Origin of the sequence: Streptomyces davaonensis JCM 4913 (assembly GCF_000349325.1) — a bacterium.
GTDB classification, from domain to species: domain Bacteria; phylum Actinomycetota; class Actinomycetes; order Streptomycetales; family Streptomycetaceae; genus Streptomyces; species Streptomyces davaonensis.
The window spans coordinates 5,901,678-5,919,900 of record NC_020504.1 but is presented as its reverse complement, the minus strand read 5'-3'; the positions used below and the strand labels follow the sequence as shown (position 1 = coordinate 5,919,900).

12 protein-coding genes and 1 pseudogene are annotated in these 18,223 nt (G+C 70.6%); 10 read left to right on the top strand and 3 right to left on the bottom strand.

Annotated features, from left to right (window positions below; all coding sequences use genetic code 11):
* Position 1 precedes the first annotated feature (1 nt).
* The 5 genes from BN159_RS26225 (at position 2) to BN159_RS26205 (ending at position 7,463) form a co-directional block, all read left to right on the top strand.
* The gene (locus BN159_RS26225) at positions 2–1,327 is read left to right on the top strand and encodes a carbohydrate ABC transporter permease (RefSeq protein WP_015660024.1); all 1,326 of its coding nucleotides are present in this window, start codon (positions 2–4) and stop codon (positions 1,325–1,327) included.
* Positions 1,324–2,205, top strand: coding sequence for a carbohydrate ABC transporter permease (locus BN159_RS26220; RefSeq protein ID WP_015660023.1), 882 nt, complete (start codon positions 1,324–1,326; stop codon positions 2,203–2,205). Before BN159_RS26225 ends, BN159_RS26220 begins: the two co-directional genes overlap by 4 nt.
* Before the next feature lie 171 nt (positions 2,206–2,376).
* Complete coding sequence (locus BN159_RS26215) at positions 2,377–4,632, top strand: bifunctional glycosyltransferase/CDP-glycerol:glycerophosphate glycerophosphotransferase (protein WP_041819872.1); 2,256 nt, start codon at positions 2,377–2,379, stop codon at positions 4,630–4,632.
* Positions 4,633–4,764: 132 nt separating this feature from the next.
* Complete coding sequence (locus BN159_RS26210) at positions 4,765–6,033, top strand: membrane protein (protein ID WP_041819870.1); 1,269 nt, start codon at positions 4,765–4,767, stop codon at positions 6,031–6,033.
* 41 nt (positions 6,034–6,074) lie between these two features.
* A complete protein-coding gene (locus BN159_RS26205) occupies positions 6,075–7,463 on the top strand; it encodes a hypothetical protein (RefSeq protein ID WP_015660020.1) in 1,389 nt (462 codons plus the stop codon).
* On the opposite strand, the gene BN159_RS26200 is transcribed toward BN159_RS26205, so the two are convergent.
* Complete coding sequence (locus BN159_RS26200; RefSeq protein WP_015660019.1) at positions 7,464–7,877, bottom strand: organic hydroperoxide resistance protein; 414 nt, start codon at positions 7,875–7,877, stop codon at positions 7,464–7,466.
* Positions 7,878–7,957: 80 nt separating this feature from the next.
* On the opposite strand from BN159_RS26200, the gene BN159_RS26195 reads away from it, so the two are divergent.
* The 3 genes and pseudogenes from BN159_RS26195 (at position 7,958) to BN159_RS26185 (ending at position 10,495) form a co-directional block, all read left to right on the top strand.
* On the top strand, positions 7,958–8,467 hold the full coding sequence (locus BN159_RS26195) for a MarR family winged helix-turn-helix transcriptional regulator (RefSeq protein ID WP_015660018.1): 510 nt from the start codon (positions 7,958–7,960) through the stop codon (positions 8,465–8,467).
* Between the two features lie 94 nt (positions 8,468–8,561).
* Positions 8,562–9,542, top strand: coding sequence for a UDP-glucose 4-epimerase GalE (gene galE / locus BN159_RS26190; protein ID WP_015660017.1), 981 nt, complete (start codon positions 8,562–8,564; stop codon positions 9,540–9,542).
* 11 nt (positions 9,543–9,553) lie between these two features.
* A pseudogene (locus tag BN159_RS26185) lies at positions 9,554–10,495 on the top strand (ADP-ribosylglycohydrolase family protein).
* On the opposite strand, the gene BN159_RS26180 reads toward BN159_RS26185, so the two are convergent.
* Positions 10,482–11,108: a TetR/AcrR family transcriptional regulator gene (locus tag BN159_RS26180; protein WP_078599033.1), complete on the bottom strand. Its 627-nt coding sequence runs from the start codon at positions 11,106–11,108 to the stop codon at positions 10,482–10,484. The pseudogene BN159_RS26185 and the gene BN159_RS26180 overlap by 14 nt on opposite strands.
* Positions 11,109–11,292: 184 nt before the next feature.
* Between BN159_RS26180 and BN159_RS26175 the strand changes: the two genes are divergently transcribed.
* Both BN159_RS26175 and BN159_RS26170 read left to right on the top strand, forming a co-directional pair.
* Entirely contained in the window at positions 11,293–12,216 is a 924-nt protein-coding gene (locus tag BN159_RS26175) for an ABC transporter permease (RefSeq protein WP_015660013.1), read from the top strand.
* A complete protein-coding gene (locus BN159_RS26170; RefSeq protein ID WP_015660012.1) occupies positions 12,209–13,048 on the top strand; it encodes an ABC transporter ATP-binding protein in 840 nt (279 codons plus the stop codon). The genes BN159_RS26175 and BN159_RS26170 overlap by 8 nt, the downstream gene beginning before the upstream one ends.
* 63 nt (positions 13,049–13,111) lie before the next feature.
* On the opposite strand, the gene BN159_RS26165 is transcribed toward BN159_RS26170, so the two are convergent.
* The gene (locus BN159_RS26165) at positions 13,112–18,046 is read right to left on the bottom strand and encodes an NAD-glutamate dehydrogenase (protein ID WP_015660011.1); all 4,935 of its coding nucleotides are present in this window, start codon (positions 18,044–18,046) and stop codon (positions 13,112–13,114) included.
* Positions 18,047–18,223: the final 177 nt, after the last annotated feature.

The following is an 18,223-nucleotide window of genomic DNA, read 5'->3' as shown; positions in this document are numbered from 1 at the left end:
GATGTCGGCCGTAGCGGACAACGGTGCTACGGCACCGCGCAAGAGCGTGACGGGCACCCGGCTGTGGGTGGCAGTGCTGTTCCTGCTGCCCGCGCTGGTGCTGCTCGGCGCGCTCGTGGTCTACCCGATCGGGTACTCGGTCTGGCGCAGCCTGTACGACGCGGGCGGCGACGGCTTCGTCGGTCTGGACAACTACGTCGACGTCTTCCGGGACGACTCGACGCTGACGGCCGTACGCAACACAGCGATCTGGGTCGCCGTGGCGCCCGCGGTGGTCACCGCGCTGGGCCTGATCTTCGCCGTGCTCACCGAACGGGTGCGCTGGGGCACGGCGTTCAAGCTGATCGTCTTCATGCCGATGGCGATCTCGATGCTCGCGGCCGGGATCATCTTCCGGCTGGTGTACCAGGCGGACCCCGACCAGGGGGTGGCGAACGCGATCGTGACGTCGGTGCACGACACCTTCGCGGACTCCTCCGTCTATCCCAAGGCCCGCCCCAACGCGCAGGTCAGCGATCTGAAGGCGTCCGGCGGCGGTTCCTTCACCAGTACCGGCACGGTCGAGGCGGGCACCCCGGCGCTGCTTCCGCTGGTCGGTATCGCGCCCAACCGGCTGCCGGGCGAGCCCGAGGACGCCAAGGCGGCGACCGGTTCCGGTGTCACCGGCACCGTCTGGCTGGACTTCAAGCTCGGTGGCGGCGGCGAGAAGGGCCAGGTCGACGCGGGCGAGAAGGCACTTGAGGGCATCAAGGTCGAGGCGGTCAAGGACGGCGAGGTGGTCGCCTCGGCGACCACCGGAGCCGACGGCACCTTCACCCTGCCCGCCGAAGCCGACGGGGCCCAACTGCGGCTGCCCGGCTCGAACTTCGCGGCGCCCTACAACGGCGTCGACTGGCTCGGCCCGACACTCGTCACCCCGGCGATCATCGGGGCGTACGTCTGGATGTGGGCGGGCTTCGCGATGGTGCTGATCGCGGCCGGGCTCGCCGGCGTCGACCGGAATCTGCTGGAGGCGGCGCGGGTCGACGGCGCCAACGAGTGGCAGGTGTTCCGCCGGATCACGGTGCCGATGCTGGCACCGGTCCTGATCGTCGTCCTCATCACGCTGATGATCAATGTGATGAAGGTCTTCGATCTCGTCTACATCATCGCCCCGCAGCCCACCCAGGACGAGGCCAACGTACTGGCGCTCCAGCTGTTCCTGTCGTCCTTCGGCGGCGGTGGCAACTACGGCCTGGGCAGCGCGATCGGCATCATCCTGCTGCTGCTCGTGGTCCCGGTGATGATCGTCAACATCCGCCGGCTGAGGAAGGAGCGCGAGCGATGAGCGCACTCGACACCTCCGTGCGCGGCAAGCGGTCCCGGGCCTCGCGGCTGGCGAGCGGGGCGGCGGGCGGCGCGCTGCGGGCGTTCCTGCTGGTGGTGGCGCTGTTCTGGCTGGTGCCGACCTTCGGTCTGCTGGTCTCCTCGTTCCGCGAGCCGACCGATATCGCCGCCTCCGGGTGGTGGAAGGTCTTCTCGGCACCCGCCCAGCTCACCACGGAGAGTTACCGCACTCTGCTGGAGAACGACGACATCACCAGCTCGCTGTTCAACACCATCTGGATCACCGTTCCGGCGACCCTGCTCGTGGTGATCATCGGCGCGATGGCCGGGTACGCCTTCGCGTGGATGGACTTCAAGGGCCGCGACTGGTGGTTCATGGTGGTGATCGCACTGCTGGTGGTGCCGGTGCAGGTGGCCCTGATCCCGCTGTCCCAACTCTTCGGTGACATCGGGATCTTCGGCTCCATCACCGGGGTCGTGCTGTTCCACGTCGCGTTCGGACTCCCGTTCGCGATCTTCCTGTTGCGGAACTTCTTCGCGGAGATCCCCCGGGAACTGCTGGAGGCGGCGCGGCTCGACGGCGCGGGCGAGACGCGGCTGTTCCTGACGGTCGTGCTGCCGCTCGGCGCCCCGGCCATCGCCTCGCTGGGGATCTTCCAGTTCCTGTGGGTGTGGAACGACATGCTGGTGGCGCTGGTGTTCTCCGACTCCGGCTCCCAGCCGCTGACGGTCGCCCTCCAGCAGCAGGTACGGCAGTTCGGCAGCAATATCGAAGTGCTGGCGCCCGGCGCCTTCATCTCGATGGTGATCCCGCTGGCCGTGTTCTTCGCGTTCCAGCGGCAGTTCGTGTCCGGCGTGATGGCGGGCGCGGTGAAGTAGTCCGTGGCACAAGCGGATTCGGGGCCGTCCGGGCAACACCGGGCGGCCCTTTCCGTGCACGCACCCTCCCCCGGATGCCGCAACGCAGCGTAACCAAGTCACTCCATCGGCCGTTCGCGGGCAAGGGCCCGATCCCGCCCTTCCCGCCCGCACCGACCCATGGATGTCCCGTTGCCCAGGTTCAGTGTCATCGTCCCCGCGTACAAGGTTCAGGCGTATCTGCACGAGTGCCTGGAGTCGGTGCTCGCGCAGTCGTACCCCGATCTCGAACTGATCGCCGTCGACGACGCCTCACCGGACGCCTGTGGCGCGATCATCGAGGAGTTCGCGATCCGCGACCCGCGCGTACGGCCGGTGCGCCTGGCCCGCAACCAGGGCCCGGGACCGGCCCGCAACGCGGGCCTGGCCGAGGCGACCGGTGACTACCTGCTCTTCCTCGACGGCGACGACACGCTCACCCCGGGCGCCCTCCAGGCGATCACCGACCGCCTCAAGGAGACGGACGGACCGGACGTCCTGGTCCACGGCCACGCCCGCATCTCCTGGACCGGCGAGCCGGTCCGCGACCTCGCCGCCGCCCAACTCGGCGAGCACGGCCCGGCACCGTTCCGGCTGGCGGACCGCCTGGGTCTGCTGCGGCTGCCGACAGCGCCCTGGAACAAGACCTACCGGCGGGAGTTCATCGAGCGCGAGGGCTTCACCTTCCCGCCCGGCTCCCACGAGGACACCCCCTGGACCTTCCCGGTCCTGCTCACGGCGGAGTCGATCGCGACCCTGGACCGGATCTGCGTGCACCACCGCGACCACCGCAGGAACAGCGTCCCGAGCCGCCGTCCCTTCGACGTCTTCGACCAGTACGACCGGCTCTTCGCGTTCCTCGCCGAGCGCCCCGAACTCACCGGTTGGCGGCCGGTGCTGTTCCGCCGCATGGCCGACCACCTCGCGGCGGTGTACGCGCGCCCCGACCGGCTCCCGCGCGGCAGCCGCGCCGAGTTCCTGCGCCTGGCCCGCGCCCACTGCCGCCGCCACCGCGCCCCGGGCGCCCCCGCCGCCCTCCGCGACCGTCTGCGCCACTGCCTGGTCCGACTGGGCCTGCACCGCACCTACCGCACCCTCCGACGAACCCGCGCACTGGGCCGTACGGCCGCCAAGGTCACCGTGAAACTGGGCGGCGCCCTGCGCGCGGCCCTCCTGCGCCTGCACTACCGGGTCCAACTCCGGCTGCCCCTGCACCAGGACCGGGCGGTGTTCTCCGCGTACGGCGGACAGGGCCACGGCTGCAACCCCGGCGCCCTGGAGCAGGCGTTCCGCACCCACGCCCCGCACATCCGCACGGCCTGGATCGCGGACCCCGGGCACCACCACACCGTCCCGGCCGCCACCCGCCGCATCACCCCCGGCACGGCCGCCCACTGGACGGCGCTGGCCCGCTCCAAGTACCTGGTCGACAACACCGGCCCGGACCGCCGACTGATCAAGCGACGGGGCCAGATCGTCGTACAGACCCAGTCCGGTACCCCCCTCAAGCGCCAGGGCCTGGACCTCCAGGAACGCCCCGCGGCCGGGGCGGGCACGGACTTCGGGGCACTCATGGAATCCATCGGCACCTGGGACTTCGTCGTCTCCGCCAACCGCCACTCCACCCTGGTCCGGGAGCGGGTCCACCCGGGCTCGTACAAGACGCTGGAGTACGGCCAGCCCCGCAACGACGTGTTCCAGCAGGCCACTTCGGCGGATGTGACCCGGCTGCGCGAGTCGCTCGGCGTCCCCGAGAACGCGGTGGCGATCCTGTACGCCCCGACCCACCGCGACTACCGCCGCACCCAGCGCAGCCCGCTGGACCTGGACCAGGTGGCGAGCCGCCTGGGCCCCCGCTTCGTGATCCTGGCCCGCGCCCACCGCCGCCACGGCGGCCCGCTCGCCCCCGAAGCGACCTCGCCCCGGGTCATCGACGTCACCGGCCATCCGAGCGTGGAGTCGCTCTGCCTGGCTTCGGACGCCCTGGTCACCGACTACTCGTCGATCATGTTCGACTACGCGGCCCTGGACCGCCCGATCGTGCTGCACACCGACGACCAGGAGGCCTACGAGGCCGCCCGCGGCACCTACTTCGACCTGCGCGCCTTCCCGCCGGGCGCGATCGCGCGCAGCGAGGACGAACTGATCGACATCTTCGCCACCGGCCACTGGCGCGGCTCTCGCTCCGCCCAACTGCGCTCGGCGTTCCGGACCCGCTTCTGCCCGTACGACGACGGCCGCGCCGCCGAACGGGTCGTACGCCATGTGGTGCTGGGCGAGCAGGGCCTGCCGCCGGTGGTGCCCCAGGCGGACCGGCACCCGGTGCCGTCGGCGGCGTCCCGCGCGTGCTCGCCGCTCGCGTTGCCGTCGCAGGCCGCGGCGCCGCTGCTCCTGACCGACAGCCTGTGACCGACGGTCTTTGAACAACAGCCTCTGAACGCCGTTCCGACCCAGGGGAGTTCCCATGCCCTCCAGCCCCTCGCGGCCCACCCCCAGCCGTCCCCACACCTGGCGTCCGGCCGGGCGGCCCGGCGGCCGGCAGTGAGGCCGCGCACCTGGGTGCTGCTGCTGGCCGCCCTCTTCGCCGTACTACAGCTGGCCAACGTCACCGGCCGGGAGTCCCCCGACACCCGGAACTACCTCTCCTACGCCCTCGGCCTGCGCGGCGACGACAAGCGGGAGGCGGCCGAGGCGACACTCGCGTACTACTGCGCGGGGCGGGCGTCGACGGCGCACCGCCGTCAGGACGTCGACGTGGTCCGCTTCCACCGCCCCGACCCCACCGCACGGGTCGAGGCCGAGTGCCGGGCGAAGCAGTGGTCCGAGGTCGAGCGGCGGCTCCGGGCGGGCCACACAGCCGGGCACACGGCCCCCTTCGCCTCCGAACGCTTCATGCGGATCTTCGAGGTCCGGCCCGGCTACCCGGTCTTCCTGGTGCCCTTCGTGACGCTGCTCGGGGTGACCTGGGGCCTGTGGGCGGCCGGAGTCACGGTGGCGGTGGCGGGCGGGGTGCTGGTCTTCCTGATCCTGCGCACTCTCTCAGTACCGGTGCCGCTCGCGCTCACCGGCCAGGCGCTGTACTTCGTCCTGCCGACCGGCGCGATCGCGATGCGGCCCATGACGGAGGGCCTGCTGATGGCGCTGACGCTGGCGGCGGTGTGGGGCTGCGCGCTGGTGCTGCGGGGGCGGAGGGCTGGCCTGGCACTGATCGCGGGCGCGCTGGCGGCCCTGTTCACGGTGAAGCACTCGCAGGCGCTGTTCCTCGGGCTGTGCCTGGCGGGCGCGGGCGGCGTCCTGGCCTTGACGAGGTGGCGGAAGGGTCGGGCACCGGGCCGGGACCTCACCGCAATCACGGCCATCGGTGTATGCGCGGCCCTGGGCACCACCGCGCTGGCGAAGCTGCTCGGCCACCCCTCCTCCGCCGAGAGCCTCCAGGACCTCCTCGCCGACCACTTCACCCGCCCCGACCGGGCCCACCCCTGGCCGGAGTTCCTCCAACTGTCGCTGAACTTCTGGACGGAGTGGCTGCGCCGCCAGTTCTGGGAACCCCTGTTCCTGGCGGCGCTGGGCGCGGGGCTGTGGGGCGCGCTGCGCAGACCGGCGTTCGGCGCCTTCCTGATCGCGGCCGCTGGCACGGGGATCCTCACCCAGGCCGGGCACCCCGACATCAACATCTGGGGCGGCCGGCTGATCGCCCTGGCCTGGCTGCTCCCGGTGGTGGGCATCCCGCTGCTGCTGGAGCAACTGCTGCGCGACCGGGTGTCGCTGCCCGCACAGGGCCACTCCGATCGGGCTCACTCCATGAGGTGACGTGAGGTCAAGCAGCCGCCCCGGCCGGGAACATACGTCAAATGCCCGAATCGCTACTGGCCGGCCGCGCCACGCACGGCGCGACGGCGCTGCGCGGCGGCGGCGCCTGGCGCCCCACCCCGTACCAGCTCTTCGGCTTCCTCTTCTGGCTGCTGATGTCCCTGGCCCACTGGCGTCTGCCCCTGTGCTGCGACGCGGGCCAGTACGCGGCGGTGGTGGAACGCCTCAAGGCAGACCTCCTCCACCCGAGCCACCCGACGGCGGCCCTGCCGGGCGATGGCAGCGCCTATTACACGCCGTACACCTTGGCCCAGGCCCTGTTCGCCCGCCTGACGGACCTGGGCGGCTGGGAGGTGGTAAGGCTGGCGGGCCCCCTGAACCTCCTGGTCCTGCTGACGGGTCTCGGCCGCCTGGTACGCGTACTGACCCCTCGACCGTGGGCCCCGGTGCTGGCTCTGGCGACGGTGACACTGCTGTCGGGTACGGCGGGCAACGGCCTCGGCCTGATGTCCCTGACGGTGAACCCCGGCTACCCGTCGACGTTCGCGATCGGCCTGACGTTCTGGGCGTGGGCGCTGACGGGTTCGATGGGGAGGGGCCTGGTCCGTTATGTGGGCCCGAAGGGCGGCCCGGGCTTGAGCGGGTACGCGGCGCTGGGCGCCCTGTACGCGGGGATCTTCCTGATCGACAGGAGCACAGGGGTAGGGGCGGCGCTAGGAGCAGCGGCTCTCATCGCAGGGCAAGGAAGGCTCGGTAAGGGGCGCGGGGCTGTGCTGAATTTGCGGCTACCGCCGCGTGGGCGCGACAAGCCCCCACCGGCCGGCACTTTGATCACAATGACGACAACAGCCCTACTACTGACAGCAGCCTGGCCCTACTTCAACGCCCTCACCCTCGACGGCCCGCCCCTCACCCTCGCCCTCATCCCCCTACAGCTCGCCCTGGCAGTAGCACTGTCGGCCCCCCACCCCTGGCGCCGCACCCTGGCCGCACTCACCGCCGCGGCAGCCTGCACCAGCTTCCTCACACTCCACGCAGGAGCAGTGATCCCCCGCTCCCTGGACCCCGTCGGCTTCCCCCGACCACCACGCTGGCCGACGTACGCCTGGGCGGCTCAGCACATCCCCCCGGGCGAGGTGGTGATCACCGACAGCCATCACGCCACACACACCCTCGCGGGCCACGGCCAAAACCTCGCCGCCCCCGCAAGCCCAGACGCATCGCTGGACGAACGAGAGCGGCGAAGGCGAACGGCAGACGTCCGCCGGTACCTCTCCCCCGAGTCGACCCGCGCCGAGCGCATCGCCGTAGTCCGCCGCTACCACGTCCGTTGGCTGCTGCTGACGCCGCAGCACACCGTGCCCGAGGAGGCCGTGGTGGTGACGTGGAGCCGGCGGACCGGGGAAGTGCTGGCGCGGGTCGGGGGCTGACTACTCGATGACGAGGTCGACGTCGATGTTGCCGCGGGTGGCGTTGGAGTACGGGCAGACCTGGTGGGCCTGCTCGACCAGCTTGCGGCCGGTCGCCTCGTCCACCGTGTCGGGCAGCTCGACGCGCAGCGTCACCTTCAGGCCGAAGCCCACACCCTGCTTGCCGATGCCGACCTCACCGGTGACGGCGGCCTCGGTGACGTCGACCTTGGCCTGGCGGCCGACGAGGCCGAGGGCGCTGGCGAAGCAGGCCGCGTAACCGGCGGCGAAGAGCTGCTCGGGGTTGGTGCCCTCGCCGTTGCCGCCGAGCTCCACCGGCGGGGCCAGCTGGAGGTCGAGCTTGCCGTCGGAGCTGATGGCGCGGCCCTCGCGGCCGTGGGTGGCGGTGGCGACTGCGGTGTAGATCGCGTCCATGAAGGATCCGTCCCTGTTCGAGAAGTCGGGGCTCGTTGACGGACATAAGTAGAGCACACAATTCAGTTGTGCACAACTAAATGGCGAGCAAGCGCTACCCTGGAGACATGAACCGCCCCGAGACACCCGACGCGCCCCAGGAGGACTGGCTCCGCCTGGACAGCCAGATCTGCTTCTCCCTGCACGCGGCATCGCGCGCCTTCAACGGCGTGTACCGCGTGATCCTCAAGGACCTCGGCCTCACCTATCCGCAGTACCTGGTGATGCTGGTGCTGTGGGAGCGGGGCGACCTGCCCGTCAAGAAGCTGGGCGAGCATCTGCGGCTGGACTCCGGCACGCTGTCGCCGCTGCTGAAGCGGCTGGAGGGGGCCGGCCTGGTCCGGCGGGAGCGCAGCGCGCGGGACGAGCGGTCGGTGGAGGTACGGCTGACCGCGGAGGGCGTGGCGCTGCGGGAGCAGGCGCTTCAGGTGCCGCGCAGGATCGCGGCGGCGACGGGCTTCGACGTGGCGGAGATCAACGCGCTGCGAACCCGCCTGGACGAGCTGACGGTGGCCCTGGACTCGGCGGCGCTGTCAGCGGCGGCGCAGTAGGACTGCCGACGCCCCCACCACTTACCGCCCATCTACGGCAAATCGAAGTGGCTATGCTCCACACACGGGCTTACTGACGAGGGGACGGCCACACATGACCTGGCTGATCACCGGCGGTGCCGGATACATCGGGGCGCATGTCGTACGGGCGATGACCGAGGCGGGCGAGCGGACGGTGGTCTACGACGACCTGTCCACCGGCATCTCCGAACGCGTACCCGACGGCGTCCCGCTGGTCGTGGGCTCGACTCTGGACGCGGAGCATGTGACCCGAGCACTCGTGGACCACGAGATCACCGGGGTCGTCCACCTGGCGGCGAAGAAACAGGTGGGCGAGTCGATGGAGCGCCCCCTGCTCTACTACCGCGAGAACGTCGAAGGCCTGCGCACCCTGCTGGAGTCGGTGACCAGGATCGGCGTCCCGTCCTTCGTCTTCTCCTCCTCGGCGGCGGTCTACGGCATGCCGGACGTGGAGTTGGTGACCGAGGAGACCCCGTGCGCCCCGATCTCGCCGTACGGCGAGACGAAGCTGGCGGGCGAATGGCTGGTACGCGCGACAGCGCGCGCGACGGGCCTGTCCACAGCATCCCTGCGCTACTTCAACGTGGCGGGCGCGGCGACCCCGGAACTGGCGGACGTAGGCGTCTACAACCTGATCCCGATGGTCTTCGAACGCCTCACCGCCGACGCCCCGCCCCGCATCTTCGGCGACGACTACCCCACGCCCGACGGCACCTGCATCCGCGACTACATCCACGTCGCGGACCTGGCCGAGGCCCACGTGGCAGCGGCCCGCACGCTCAGCGCCTCCCCCGGCCGTGACCTCACCCTGAACATCGGCCGCGGCGAGGGCGTCTCGGTCCGCGAAATGATCGACCGGATCAACGCCATCACCGGCTACGACCGCCCCCCGACCACCACCCCCCGCCGCCCCGGCGACCCCGCCCGAGTAGTGGCCTCCGCCACCCGAGCCGCCACCGAACTCACCTGGAAGGCCAAACACGACGTCCAGGACATGATCACGTCGGCCTGGGACGGGTGGGTACGCCAGCACCCGTCGGCCGCCCGCGGCTAGGGCCTGTCGGAATGCCTGCATCTCACCTTGATCGAGCAGTCGGCGCGGTCATCGGCTCGGCCGTCGGCGACGCGCTGGGCGCCCCCTTCGAGTTCGGCCCCGAGGGCGCCTTCTCCGCTCGCTTCCCCTCCCCCGGAGAGGGCGGCGAGATGTGCGGGGGCGGTGGCTGGGACCCGGGCGAAGCCACGGACGACACCCAGATGGCGGTACTGATCGCGGAGTCTCTGCTGGAGTGCGAAGGGCTCGAACTCCCGGACGTGTTCCGGCGGTTCCAGCGCTGGGCCGCGGCCGATCCGAAGGACATCGGGCTCCAGACGGAAGCGGTCCTGAGCAGTGGCGACCCCTGAGACATGGCGGCCGCCCTGCATTTCCAGGTGAGCCAGCGGGCGGCGGGGAACGGCGCGTTGATGAGGGCCGCACCGTCAGCCGTGCACTTCGCCGCACAGGGCCGCGCGGCAACGATGGACGCGGCCCGCACACTGTCCGCGCTGACGCACGGAGACGCGGCGGCCTGGGAGGGAACGGCGATCCTCCACGAGCTGATACGAGTGACACTGGCCGGCGACGACCCCCTGGCGGCCGTGCGGGAGACCCTCGAGGAGGTCCACCCGGACCACGTCGCCCGCTACGCGACGGTCCTCTCCCCCGACTGGCACCCCGACCGGGCCACCGAATTCAACGGCGCCGTCTGGCCCTGCCTGGGCTCGGCGGTCTGGGCCCTGCGCACCACGACCTCCTACGAGGAGGCGGTACGCGCCGCCATCGACCTGGGCGGCGACACGGACACGGTCGCGGCGGTGACCGGCTCCCTGGCGGGAGCGGTGTACGGCATCGGCGCCGTACCGAAGCGCTGGACGGAGCTGTTGCACGTCCCCTTGCCGGGGTTCGGCGAACGGGTGCTGGACGCCGGGGAGTTGGCGGCGCTGGCGCGCGGCCTGGTCACAGCGCCTTGAGCGCCCCCGCCGTAGCCCTGGCCAGGGACGCCAGGTAGCCCTTCGGGAGTTTGGGGCTGCGGATGACCACCGAGCGCCAGTACAGCGGGCCCGAGATCAGGTCCAGGGCCAGGTCGTGGTCGAGGTCCTTGCTGACCTCGCCCCGTCGCTCCGCCGCTGCCACGATGCCGCTGGCCACGCCGTCCTGGCCTTCTCGCAGCGCCTTCTGCATGGCCTCGGCGATCTCGGGGTTGCGGGCGGCCTCCGCCTGGAGGTCGGGGATGATCTGGGAGGCGACGGGGTGGCGCAGGGCGCGGGAGGTCACCTCGTAGAGGAGGCGCAGGTCGCCTTCCAGGGAGCCGGTGTCCGGGGCGGGCAGGCCCTGTACCGCCAGGGCCGAGACGACGTCCAGGACCAGGTGCAGTTTTGAGCGCCAGCGCCGGTAGACCGCCGTCTTGCCCACGCCCGCGCGCCGGGCGATGCCCTCGATGGACATGCGCGCATAGCCGACGGCCGCCAACTCCTCGAACACGGCAGCCCGGATCGCTTCCGTCACGTCCGCCCGCAGCACGGCCGCCCCCGCGGGGGCCCGGCGGCGCGGACGCGGCTGGGGTCCGTCGGCGTTCGTCGTCATGCGGACCAGCATAGGGCGTTACGACGAAACGGTTGCGTTCCGACGTCCCATCGGCCTACGCTCGCGTTGCGACGATACGGTCCCGTCCCGACGTAAGAGAACGCCAGGAGTCCTCCAGGGAAACGGATGGCGACGGACCGGTCGGCCGCAGCGCACCCCCACCCCACGAGCGAAAGCAGCGGATGTGAGCCAGGTCCTCGACACACCGCCCCCGACGACAACGGCCCCACCCGCCGACGTCGACCTCGCGGCCCTCGCCGCCCGCCACGGCCTCGCGGTCAGCGGTGCCCGCCCGACCCTGCCCGAGTACGTCCGCCAGCTGTGGGCCCGGCGCCACTTCATCGCCGCGTTCTCCACCGCCAAGCTCACCGCCCAGTACAGCCAGGCCAAGCTCGGCCAGCTCTGGCAGATCATGAACCCGCTGCTGAACGCGGCCGTCTACTTCCTGATCTTCGGCGTGCTGCTGGGCACCAAGGACGGCGTGCCGGACTACGTCCCGTTCCTGGTCACGGGCGTGTTCATCTGGACCTTCACGCAGAGCTCGATCCTCGCGGGCACCCGCGCGATCTCCGGCAACCTCGGCCTCGTCCGCGCCCTGCACTTCCCGCGCGCCGCGCTGCCGATCTCCTTCTGCCTCCAGCAGCTCCAGCAACTGCTGTTCTCCATGGGCGCCCTGGTCGTCATCCTGCTGGCCTTCGGTGTCCCGGTCGCCGCCTCCTGGCTGCTCGCCGTCCCGGCCCTGGTGCTCCAGTTCACCTTCAACGCGGGCGTCTCGCTGATCATGGCCCGGATCGGCGCCAAGACCCCCGACATCGCCCAGCTGATGCCGTTCGTGCTGCGCACCTGGATGTACACCTCCGGCGTGATGTGGAGCATCGAGCACCTGCTGGCCAAGCACCAGGACTGGCCGTCCTGGGTGGGCCCCGTGCTCCAGGCCAACCCGCCCGCCGTCTACATCGACCTCATGCGCTTCGCGCTGATCGACAGCTTCCACGGAAGCCAGCTCCCGCCGCACGTGTGGGCGCTCGCCACCGGCTGGGCCCTGCTCGCCGGCATCGGCGGATTCATCTACTTCTGGAAGGCTGAGGAGACGTACGGCCGTGGCTGAGAACACCGACGACACCCAGGTACCCACCGTCATCGCCGACCGCGTCGACATCGTCTACCGCGTCAACGGCACCGGCGGCGGCCGCGGCTCCGCCACCGCCGCCCTCAACCGCATCCTGCGCCGGAAGCAGACCGAGAAGGCGTCCGGCGTCCGCACGGTGCACGCCGTGAAGAAGGTGTCCTTCGTCGCATACAAGGGCGAGGCCATCGGCCTGATCGGCACCAACGGCTCCGGCAAGTCGACGCTGCTGAAGGCGGTCGCGGGGCTCCTCCCCGTGGAGAGCGGCGCCATCTACACCGACGGCCAGCCCTCCCTGCTCGGCGTCAACGCGGCCCTGATGGGCGACCTGACCGGCGAACGCAACGTCTACCTCGGCGGCCTCGCCATGGGCATGTCCCGCGAGCAGATCAAGGAGCGGTACCAGGAGATCGTCGACTTCTCAGGCATCAACGACAAGGGCGACTTCATCACCCTGCCGATGCGCACCTACTCCTCCGGCATGGGCGCCCGGCTCCGCTTCTCCATCGCCGCCGCCAAGGACCACGACGTCCTGCTCATCGACGAGGCCCTCGCCACCGGCGACGCGAACTTCCGCAAGCGCTCCGAGGCCCGCATCCGCGAGCTGCGCAAGGAGGCCGGCACGGTGTTCCTGGTCAGCCACAACAACAAGTCGATCCGCGACACGTGCGACCGCGTCCTGTGGCTGGAGCGCGGCGAGCTGCGCATGGACGGACCCACGGAGGACGTCCTGAAGGAGTACGAGGCCTTCACCGGCGACAAGAAGCCCAAGGCCAAGCCGAAGCCGAAGCCCAAGGTCACCGAGCCTGCGTAGGCCTCCCAGCACGAAGGGCGCCCCGAGCCGTCAAGGCCCGGGGCGCCCTTCACTGTCGTACCGCTACGAATGCGTCCGCAGCAGCGTGCGCATCGTCCGCATCGCCACCGAGAGGTTGGCGAGGTCGAAGGCGTCCGAGCCCTGGATCTCCTCCAGGGTGGTGCGCGCCCGGCCGAGGATCGCCGCGTTCTTCTCCTCCCACGCCTTGAAGCGCTGCTCCGGCGTGGAGGTGCCGTTGCCGACCGCGAGGACGTCCGCGGTCAGCGCCGAGTGGGCCGCGTACAGGTCCTCGCGGATGGAGGCGCGGGCCATGGACTGCCAGCGGTCGTTGCGCGGCAGCTCGATGATGCGGTCCATGAGCTGGGTGATCCGCAGCCGGTCGGCGAGGTCGTAGTACACCTCGGCGACCTCCAGCGGCTCCTTGCCCATGCGATCGGCCACCGAGACGATGTCGAGCGCCGGGAAGGCCGAGGAGAACCCGGCCACCCGCGTCGCGACCTCGTCCGGGACACCGACGCCGGACAGCTCGTCGTAGATCTGCTGGTACCACTCCAGGTCCGCGCCCTTGAGCAGCTTCGGCAGCTGCGACCAGACCTGCTCGACCCGCTCGGTGAAGAAGTCGACGGTGTCGGCGAGCTCCAGCGGCTGCGGCCGGTTGTTGAGCAGCCAGCGCGTGCCGCGCTCGACGAGCCGGCGCGAGTGCAGCCGGATCCGGGTCTGGACGTCGGCCTCGACCTTGTTGTCGAGCGCCTCGACCGCGTCCCACACCGCGGACGAGCGGAAGATCGCCCGCGCCACGGTCTGCGCCCGCACGATCTCCTCCAGCGAGGCGCCGGTCTCCTCGCGCAGCCGGTGCAGATACGTCGTACCGCCGGTGTTGACCGTGTCGTTGACCAGCACGGTCGTGGTGATCTCACGGCGCAGCGGGTGGCTGACGAGGTACTCCGGGAACCGCTCGCGCAGCGCGGTCGGGAAGTACGCGTGCAGCAGGGTGCTCAGGTACGGGTCGTCCGGCAGCGAGGTGTGCAGCAGCTCCTCGGCGACGGTGATCTTCGTGTACGCCAGCAGTACGGCCGTCTCGGGGCCTGTCAGACCGTGGCCGGTGGAGACCCGCTCACGGATCTGGCGGTCGGTGGGCAGGAACTCCAGGGCCCGGTCCAGGTGGCCGGCGCGGACCAGGTGGCGCAGGTAGCGCTGCTGGGCGTGGAGCATGTCCTTGGACTGGGCGAGGGCGTTGGCGATGGCCGTGTTCTGCGCGTAGTTGTTGCGCAGGACCAGCCGGCCGACCTCGTCGGTCATCTCCGCGAGCAGCTTGTTGCGCTGCTTGACGGTCATGTCGCCCTCGGTGACCAGCGCGTTCAGCAGGATCTTGATGTTCACCTCGTGGTCGGAGGTGTCCACGCCCGCGCTGTTGTCGATGGCATCGGTGTTGATCTTGCCGCCGTGCCGGGCGAACTCGATCCGGCCGAGCTGGGTCAGCCCCAGGTTGCCGCCCTCGCCGACGACCTGGACCCGCAGCTCGGCGCCGTCGACGCGGATGGCGTCATTGGCCTTGTCGCCGACGTCGGCGTTCGACTCGGTGCTCGCCTTGACGTACGTACCGATGCCGCCGTTCCACAGCAGGTCGACCTGCGCCTGGAGGATCGCCTTCATCAGGTCGGCCGGCGTCATCTTGGACACCTTGCCCTCGATGCCGAGCGCCGCGCGGATGTGCGCGTTGACCGGGATCGCCTTGGCGGTACGCGGGAAGACGCCACCACCGGCCGAGATCAGGTCGGTGTTGTAGTCGGCCCAGCTGGAGCGGGGCAGCTCGAACAGGCGGCGGCGCTCGGCGTACCCGGTGGCCGCGTCCGGTTCGGGGTCGATGAAGATGTGCCGGTGGTCGAAGGCGGCGACCAGGCGGATGTGCTCGCTGAGCAGCATGCCGTTGCCGAACACGTCACCGGACATGTCGCCGATGCCGACGACCGTGAAGTCCTCGGTCTGGGTGTCCACGCCCAGCTCCCGGAAGTGCCGCTTGACGGACTCCCAGGCGCCGCGGGCGGTGATGCCCATGCCCTTGTGGTCGTAACCGGCCGAGCCGCCGGAGGCGAAGGCGTCACCGAGCCAGAAGTTGTACTGCTCGGCGACCCCGTTGGCGATGTCGGAGAAGGTCGCGGTGCCCTTGTCGGCGGCGACGACGAGGTAGGTGTCGTCCTCGTCGTGCCGGACCACGTCGGCGGGCGGTACGACATCGCCGGCGACCATGTTGTCGGTGATGTCGAGCAGCGCCGAGATGAACGTCTTGTAGCTGGCGATGCCCTCGGCCAGCCAGGCGTCCCGGTCCACGGACGGGTCCGGGAGCTGCTTGGCGACGAAGCCGCCCTTGGCGCCGACCGGCACGATGACGGTGTTCTTCACCATCTGCGCCTTCACCAGACCGAGGATCTCGGTCCGGAAGTCCTCACGCCGGTCGGACCAGCGCAGACCGCCGCGCGCGACCTTGCCGAAGCGCAGGTGCACACCCTCGACCCGCGGCGAGTACACCCAGATCTCGTACGCCGGACGCGGCGCAGGCAGGTCCGGGATGGCCTGCGGGTCGAACTTCATGGAGACGTAGTCGTGCGGCTTGCCGCCCACGGCCTCCTGGAAGAAGTTCGTCCGCAGGGTCGCCTTGATCACCGTGAGGAAGGACCTCAGGATGCGGTCCTCGTCCAGGCTCGCCACCTGGTCCAGGGCCGCGTCGAGCTCTTCGAGCAGCGCGTCCACGATCTCGTGCCCGGCGCGCTGCCGGTCCGGCGACATCCGCGCCTCGAAGAGGGAGACGAGCAGGCGGGTGGTGTGGACGTTGTTGCGGAGGGTGTCCTCCATGTAGTCCTGGCTGAAGGTGGACCCGGCCTGGCGCAGGTACTTGGCGTACGCGCGCAGCACCATCGCCTGCCGCCAGCTCAGGCCCGCGGCGAGCACCAGGGCGTTGAAGCCGTCGTTCTCGGCCTGTCCGGTCCAGGTGGCGGCGAAGGCCTCCTGGACGCGCTCGCGGGCGTCGTCACCGGCGTAGTCGGCGCTGCCGTTCTGCGCCTTCGGCATCCGCAGGCCGAAGTCGTAGATCCACGCCGTCGCCCGGTCCGTGCGGCGCAGTTCGTAGGGCCGCTCGTCGATGACCTCGACGCCGAGCCGGTTGAGCACCGGCAGGACGGCGGACAGGGAGATCGCCGCGCCCTTGCGGTAGATCTTGAAGCGGCGCTCCTCGGGGGCGGCGCCGACCGGCTCGTACAGGCTGAGCGCGAAGTTGCTCTCCTCGGTCAGCTGCTCGATGTGGACCAGGTCGGCGACGGCCGAGCGCGGGGTGTGGTCGGCCTTGTAGCCCTCGGGGAAGGCGTTGGAGTAGCGGCGCAGCAGTTCGGCGGCGCGCTCCTCGCCGAGTTCGGCGTTGAGCGCGTCGGCGAAGCCGTCGGCCCAGGAGCGGGCGGCCTCGACGAGGCGGGCCTCGATGCGCTCCTTGTCGGCGTCGCTGAGCTGCGGCAGCTCGGTGCCCTGCGGGACGCGGACCACGAAGTGCAGCCGGGACAGGATCGACTCGGTGTTCCAGGCGGTGAAGTCGACGCTGGTACCGCCGAGCTCCTCCTTCAGGATGTCGATGATCCGCAGCCGGACGCCGGTGGTGTACCGGTCGCGGGGCAGGTAGACGAGGGCGGAGTAGTAGCGCCCGTACTCGTCCTGCCGCAGGTACAGGCGCAGCCGCCTGCGCTCCTGGAGGTAGAGGACGCTGGTGACGATCGACTGGAGTTCGTCGACGGGCGTCTGGAAGAGCTCGTCGCGCGGGTAGGTCTCCAGGATCTGGAGCAGGTCGCGGCCGTCGTGGCTGTTGGGCGAGAACCCGGCGCGCCTGAGGACGTCGTCGACCTTGCGCCGGATGACCGGGACCCGGCGGACGGACTCGGTGTACGCGGCGGAGGAGAAGAGCCCGAGGAAGCGCCGCTCACCGATGACATTGCCCTCGGCGTCGAACTTCTTGACGCCGATGTAGTCCAGGTACGAGGGCCGGTGGACGGTGGAGCGGCTGTTGGCCTTGGTGAGGACCAGCAGCTTGTGCTCGCGGGCCTTGGCGCGGGCGTCGGCGGGCAGCCGCTCGAAGGAGGGGCTGACGGGGTGGGCGTCGTCACCGGCGTGGTGCGGGTCGGAGCGCAGGATGCCGAGGCCGGTGCCGGGCACGGCGGCGAGGGAGTCGTCCTGGCGCAGCTCGTACTCGCGGTAGCCGAGGAAGGTGAAGTGGTCGGCGGCCAGCCACTGGAGCAGCTCGCGGGCCTCCTCGACCTCCGGTCCGGGCAGATCGCCGGGGACGTGCTCCTCGGCCAGGTTCTCGGACAGCCGCATCGCGGCGTCCCGCATCTTCTCCCAGTCCTCGACGGCCTCACGGGCGTCGGACAGGACACGCAGCAGATCGGCGGTGATCTGCTTGAGGTCGGCGCGGTCGGTCTCGCGATCGATCTCTACGTGGATCCAGGACTCGGTGTGCGCGTCGTGCGGGCGCTCGTCGGCGGCCGGAGGCGTGCTGAGCACCTCGACGAGCTTGCCGGTGACATCGCGGCGGACGACGACCTGGGGGTGGATGACGACGTGGATCCCGCGGCCCTGGCGGGTCAGCTCATTGGTGACGGAGTCGACCAGGAAGGGCATGTCGTCGGTGACGACCTCGACGACGGAGTGGCTGCACGTCCAGCCGTTCTCCTCCACCGTCGGCGTATGGACCCGCACATTGGCCGTGCCCTGCGGTCGGGTCTCGGCCAGCCGGTAGTGCGAGTAGGCGGCTCCGAAGACATCGACCGGGTCGCGGTCGCTGAGGTCCTCCGGGGCGGTGTGCAGGTAGTAACGCTGGAGGAACGAGAGCACGGTGTCCCGGTCCGGGGTGGCCTCGCCCGTGGTCCCAGTCGGTAGGTGCCCCCCGACCGGGCTGTTCTCAGCTACCCGGGCGGCCCGTTCGAGCAGCTCGGCCTTGGCTTCGTCCAGCTTGGTCTGCATTGTCCTCTGGCTCCTGTCGCGCGCCGTTGCGTGACGTAGAAGGAAGTACGGTCTCGTCCCCTCCGACGTAACGTCGCGACGCGGGGTGTCCGGTCTGCTTCGACGCTATGCCGCGAGGTGAGATGAGCGGGGGGATATCAGCCAATTTCGCCGCGCCCGACGGGTGTGACACTGCTC

Coding starts and splice junctions, on each gene's coding strand:
- BN159_RS26225 (WP_015660024.1), top strand. CDS start 2: ATGTCGGCCGTAGCGGACAACGGTGCTACGGCACCGCGCAAGAGCGTG.
- BN159_RS26220 (WP_015660023.1), top strand. CDS start 1,324: ATGAGCGCACTCGACACCTCCGTGCGCGGCAAGCGGTCCCGGGCCTCG.
- BN159_RS26205 (WP_015660020.1), top strand. CDS start 6,075: ATGCCCGAATCGCTACTGGCCGGCCGCGCCACGCACGGCGCGACGGCG.
- BN159_RS26200 (WP_015660019.1), bottom strand. CDS start 7,877: ATGGACGCGATCTACACCGCAGTCGCCACCGCCACCCACGGCCGCGAG.
- BN159_RS26195 (WP_015660018.1), top strand. CDS start 7,958: ATGGCGAGCAAGCGCTACCCTGGAGACATGAACCGCCCCGAGACACCC.
- galE (WP_015660017.1), top strand. CDS start 8,562: ATGACCTGGCTGATCACCGGCGGTGCCGGATACATCGGGGCGCATGTC.
- BN159_RS26180 (WP_078599033.1), bottom strand. CDS start 11,108: ATGACGACGAACGCCGACGGACCCCAGCCGCGTCCGCGCCGCCGGGCC.
- BN159_RS26165 (WP_015660011.1), bottom strand. CDS start 18,046: ATGCAGACCAAGCTGGACGAAGCCAAGGCCGAGCTGCTCGAACGGGCC.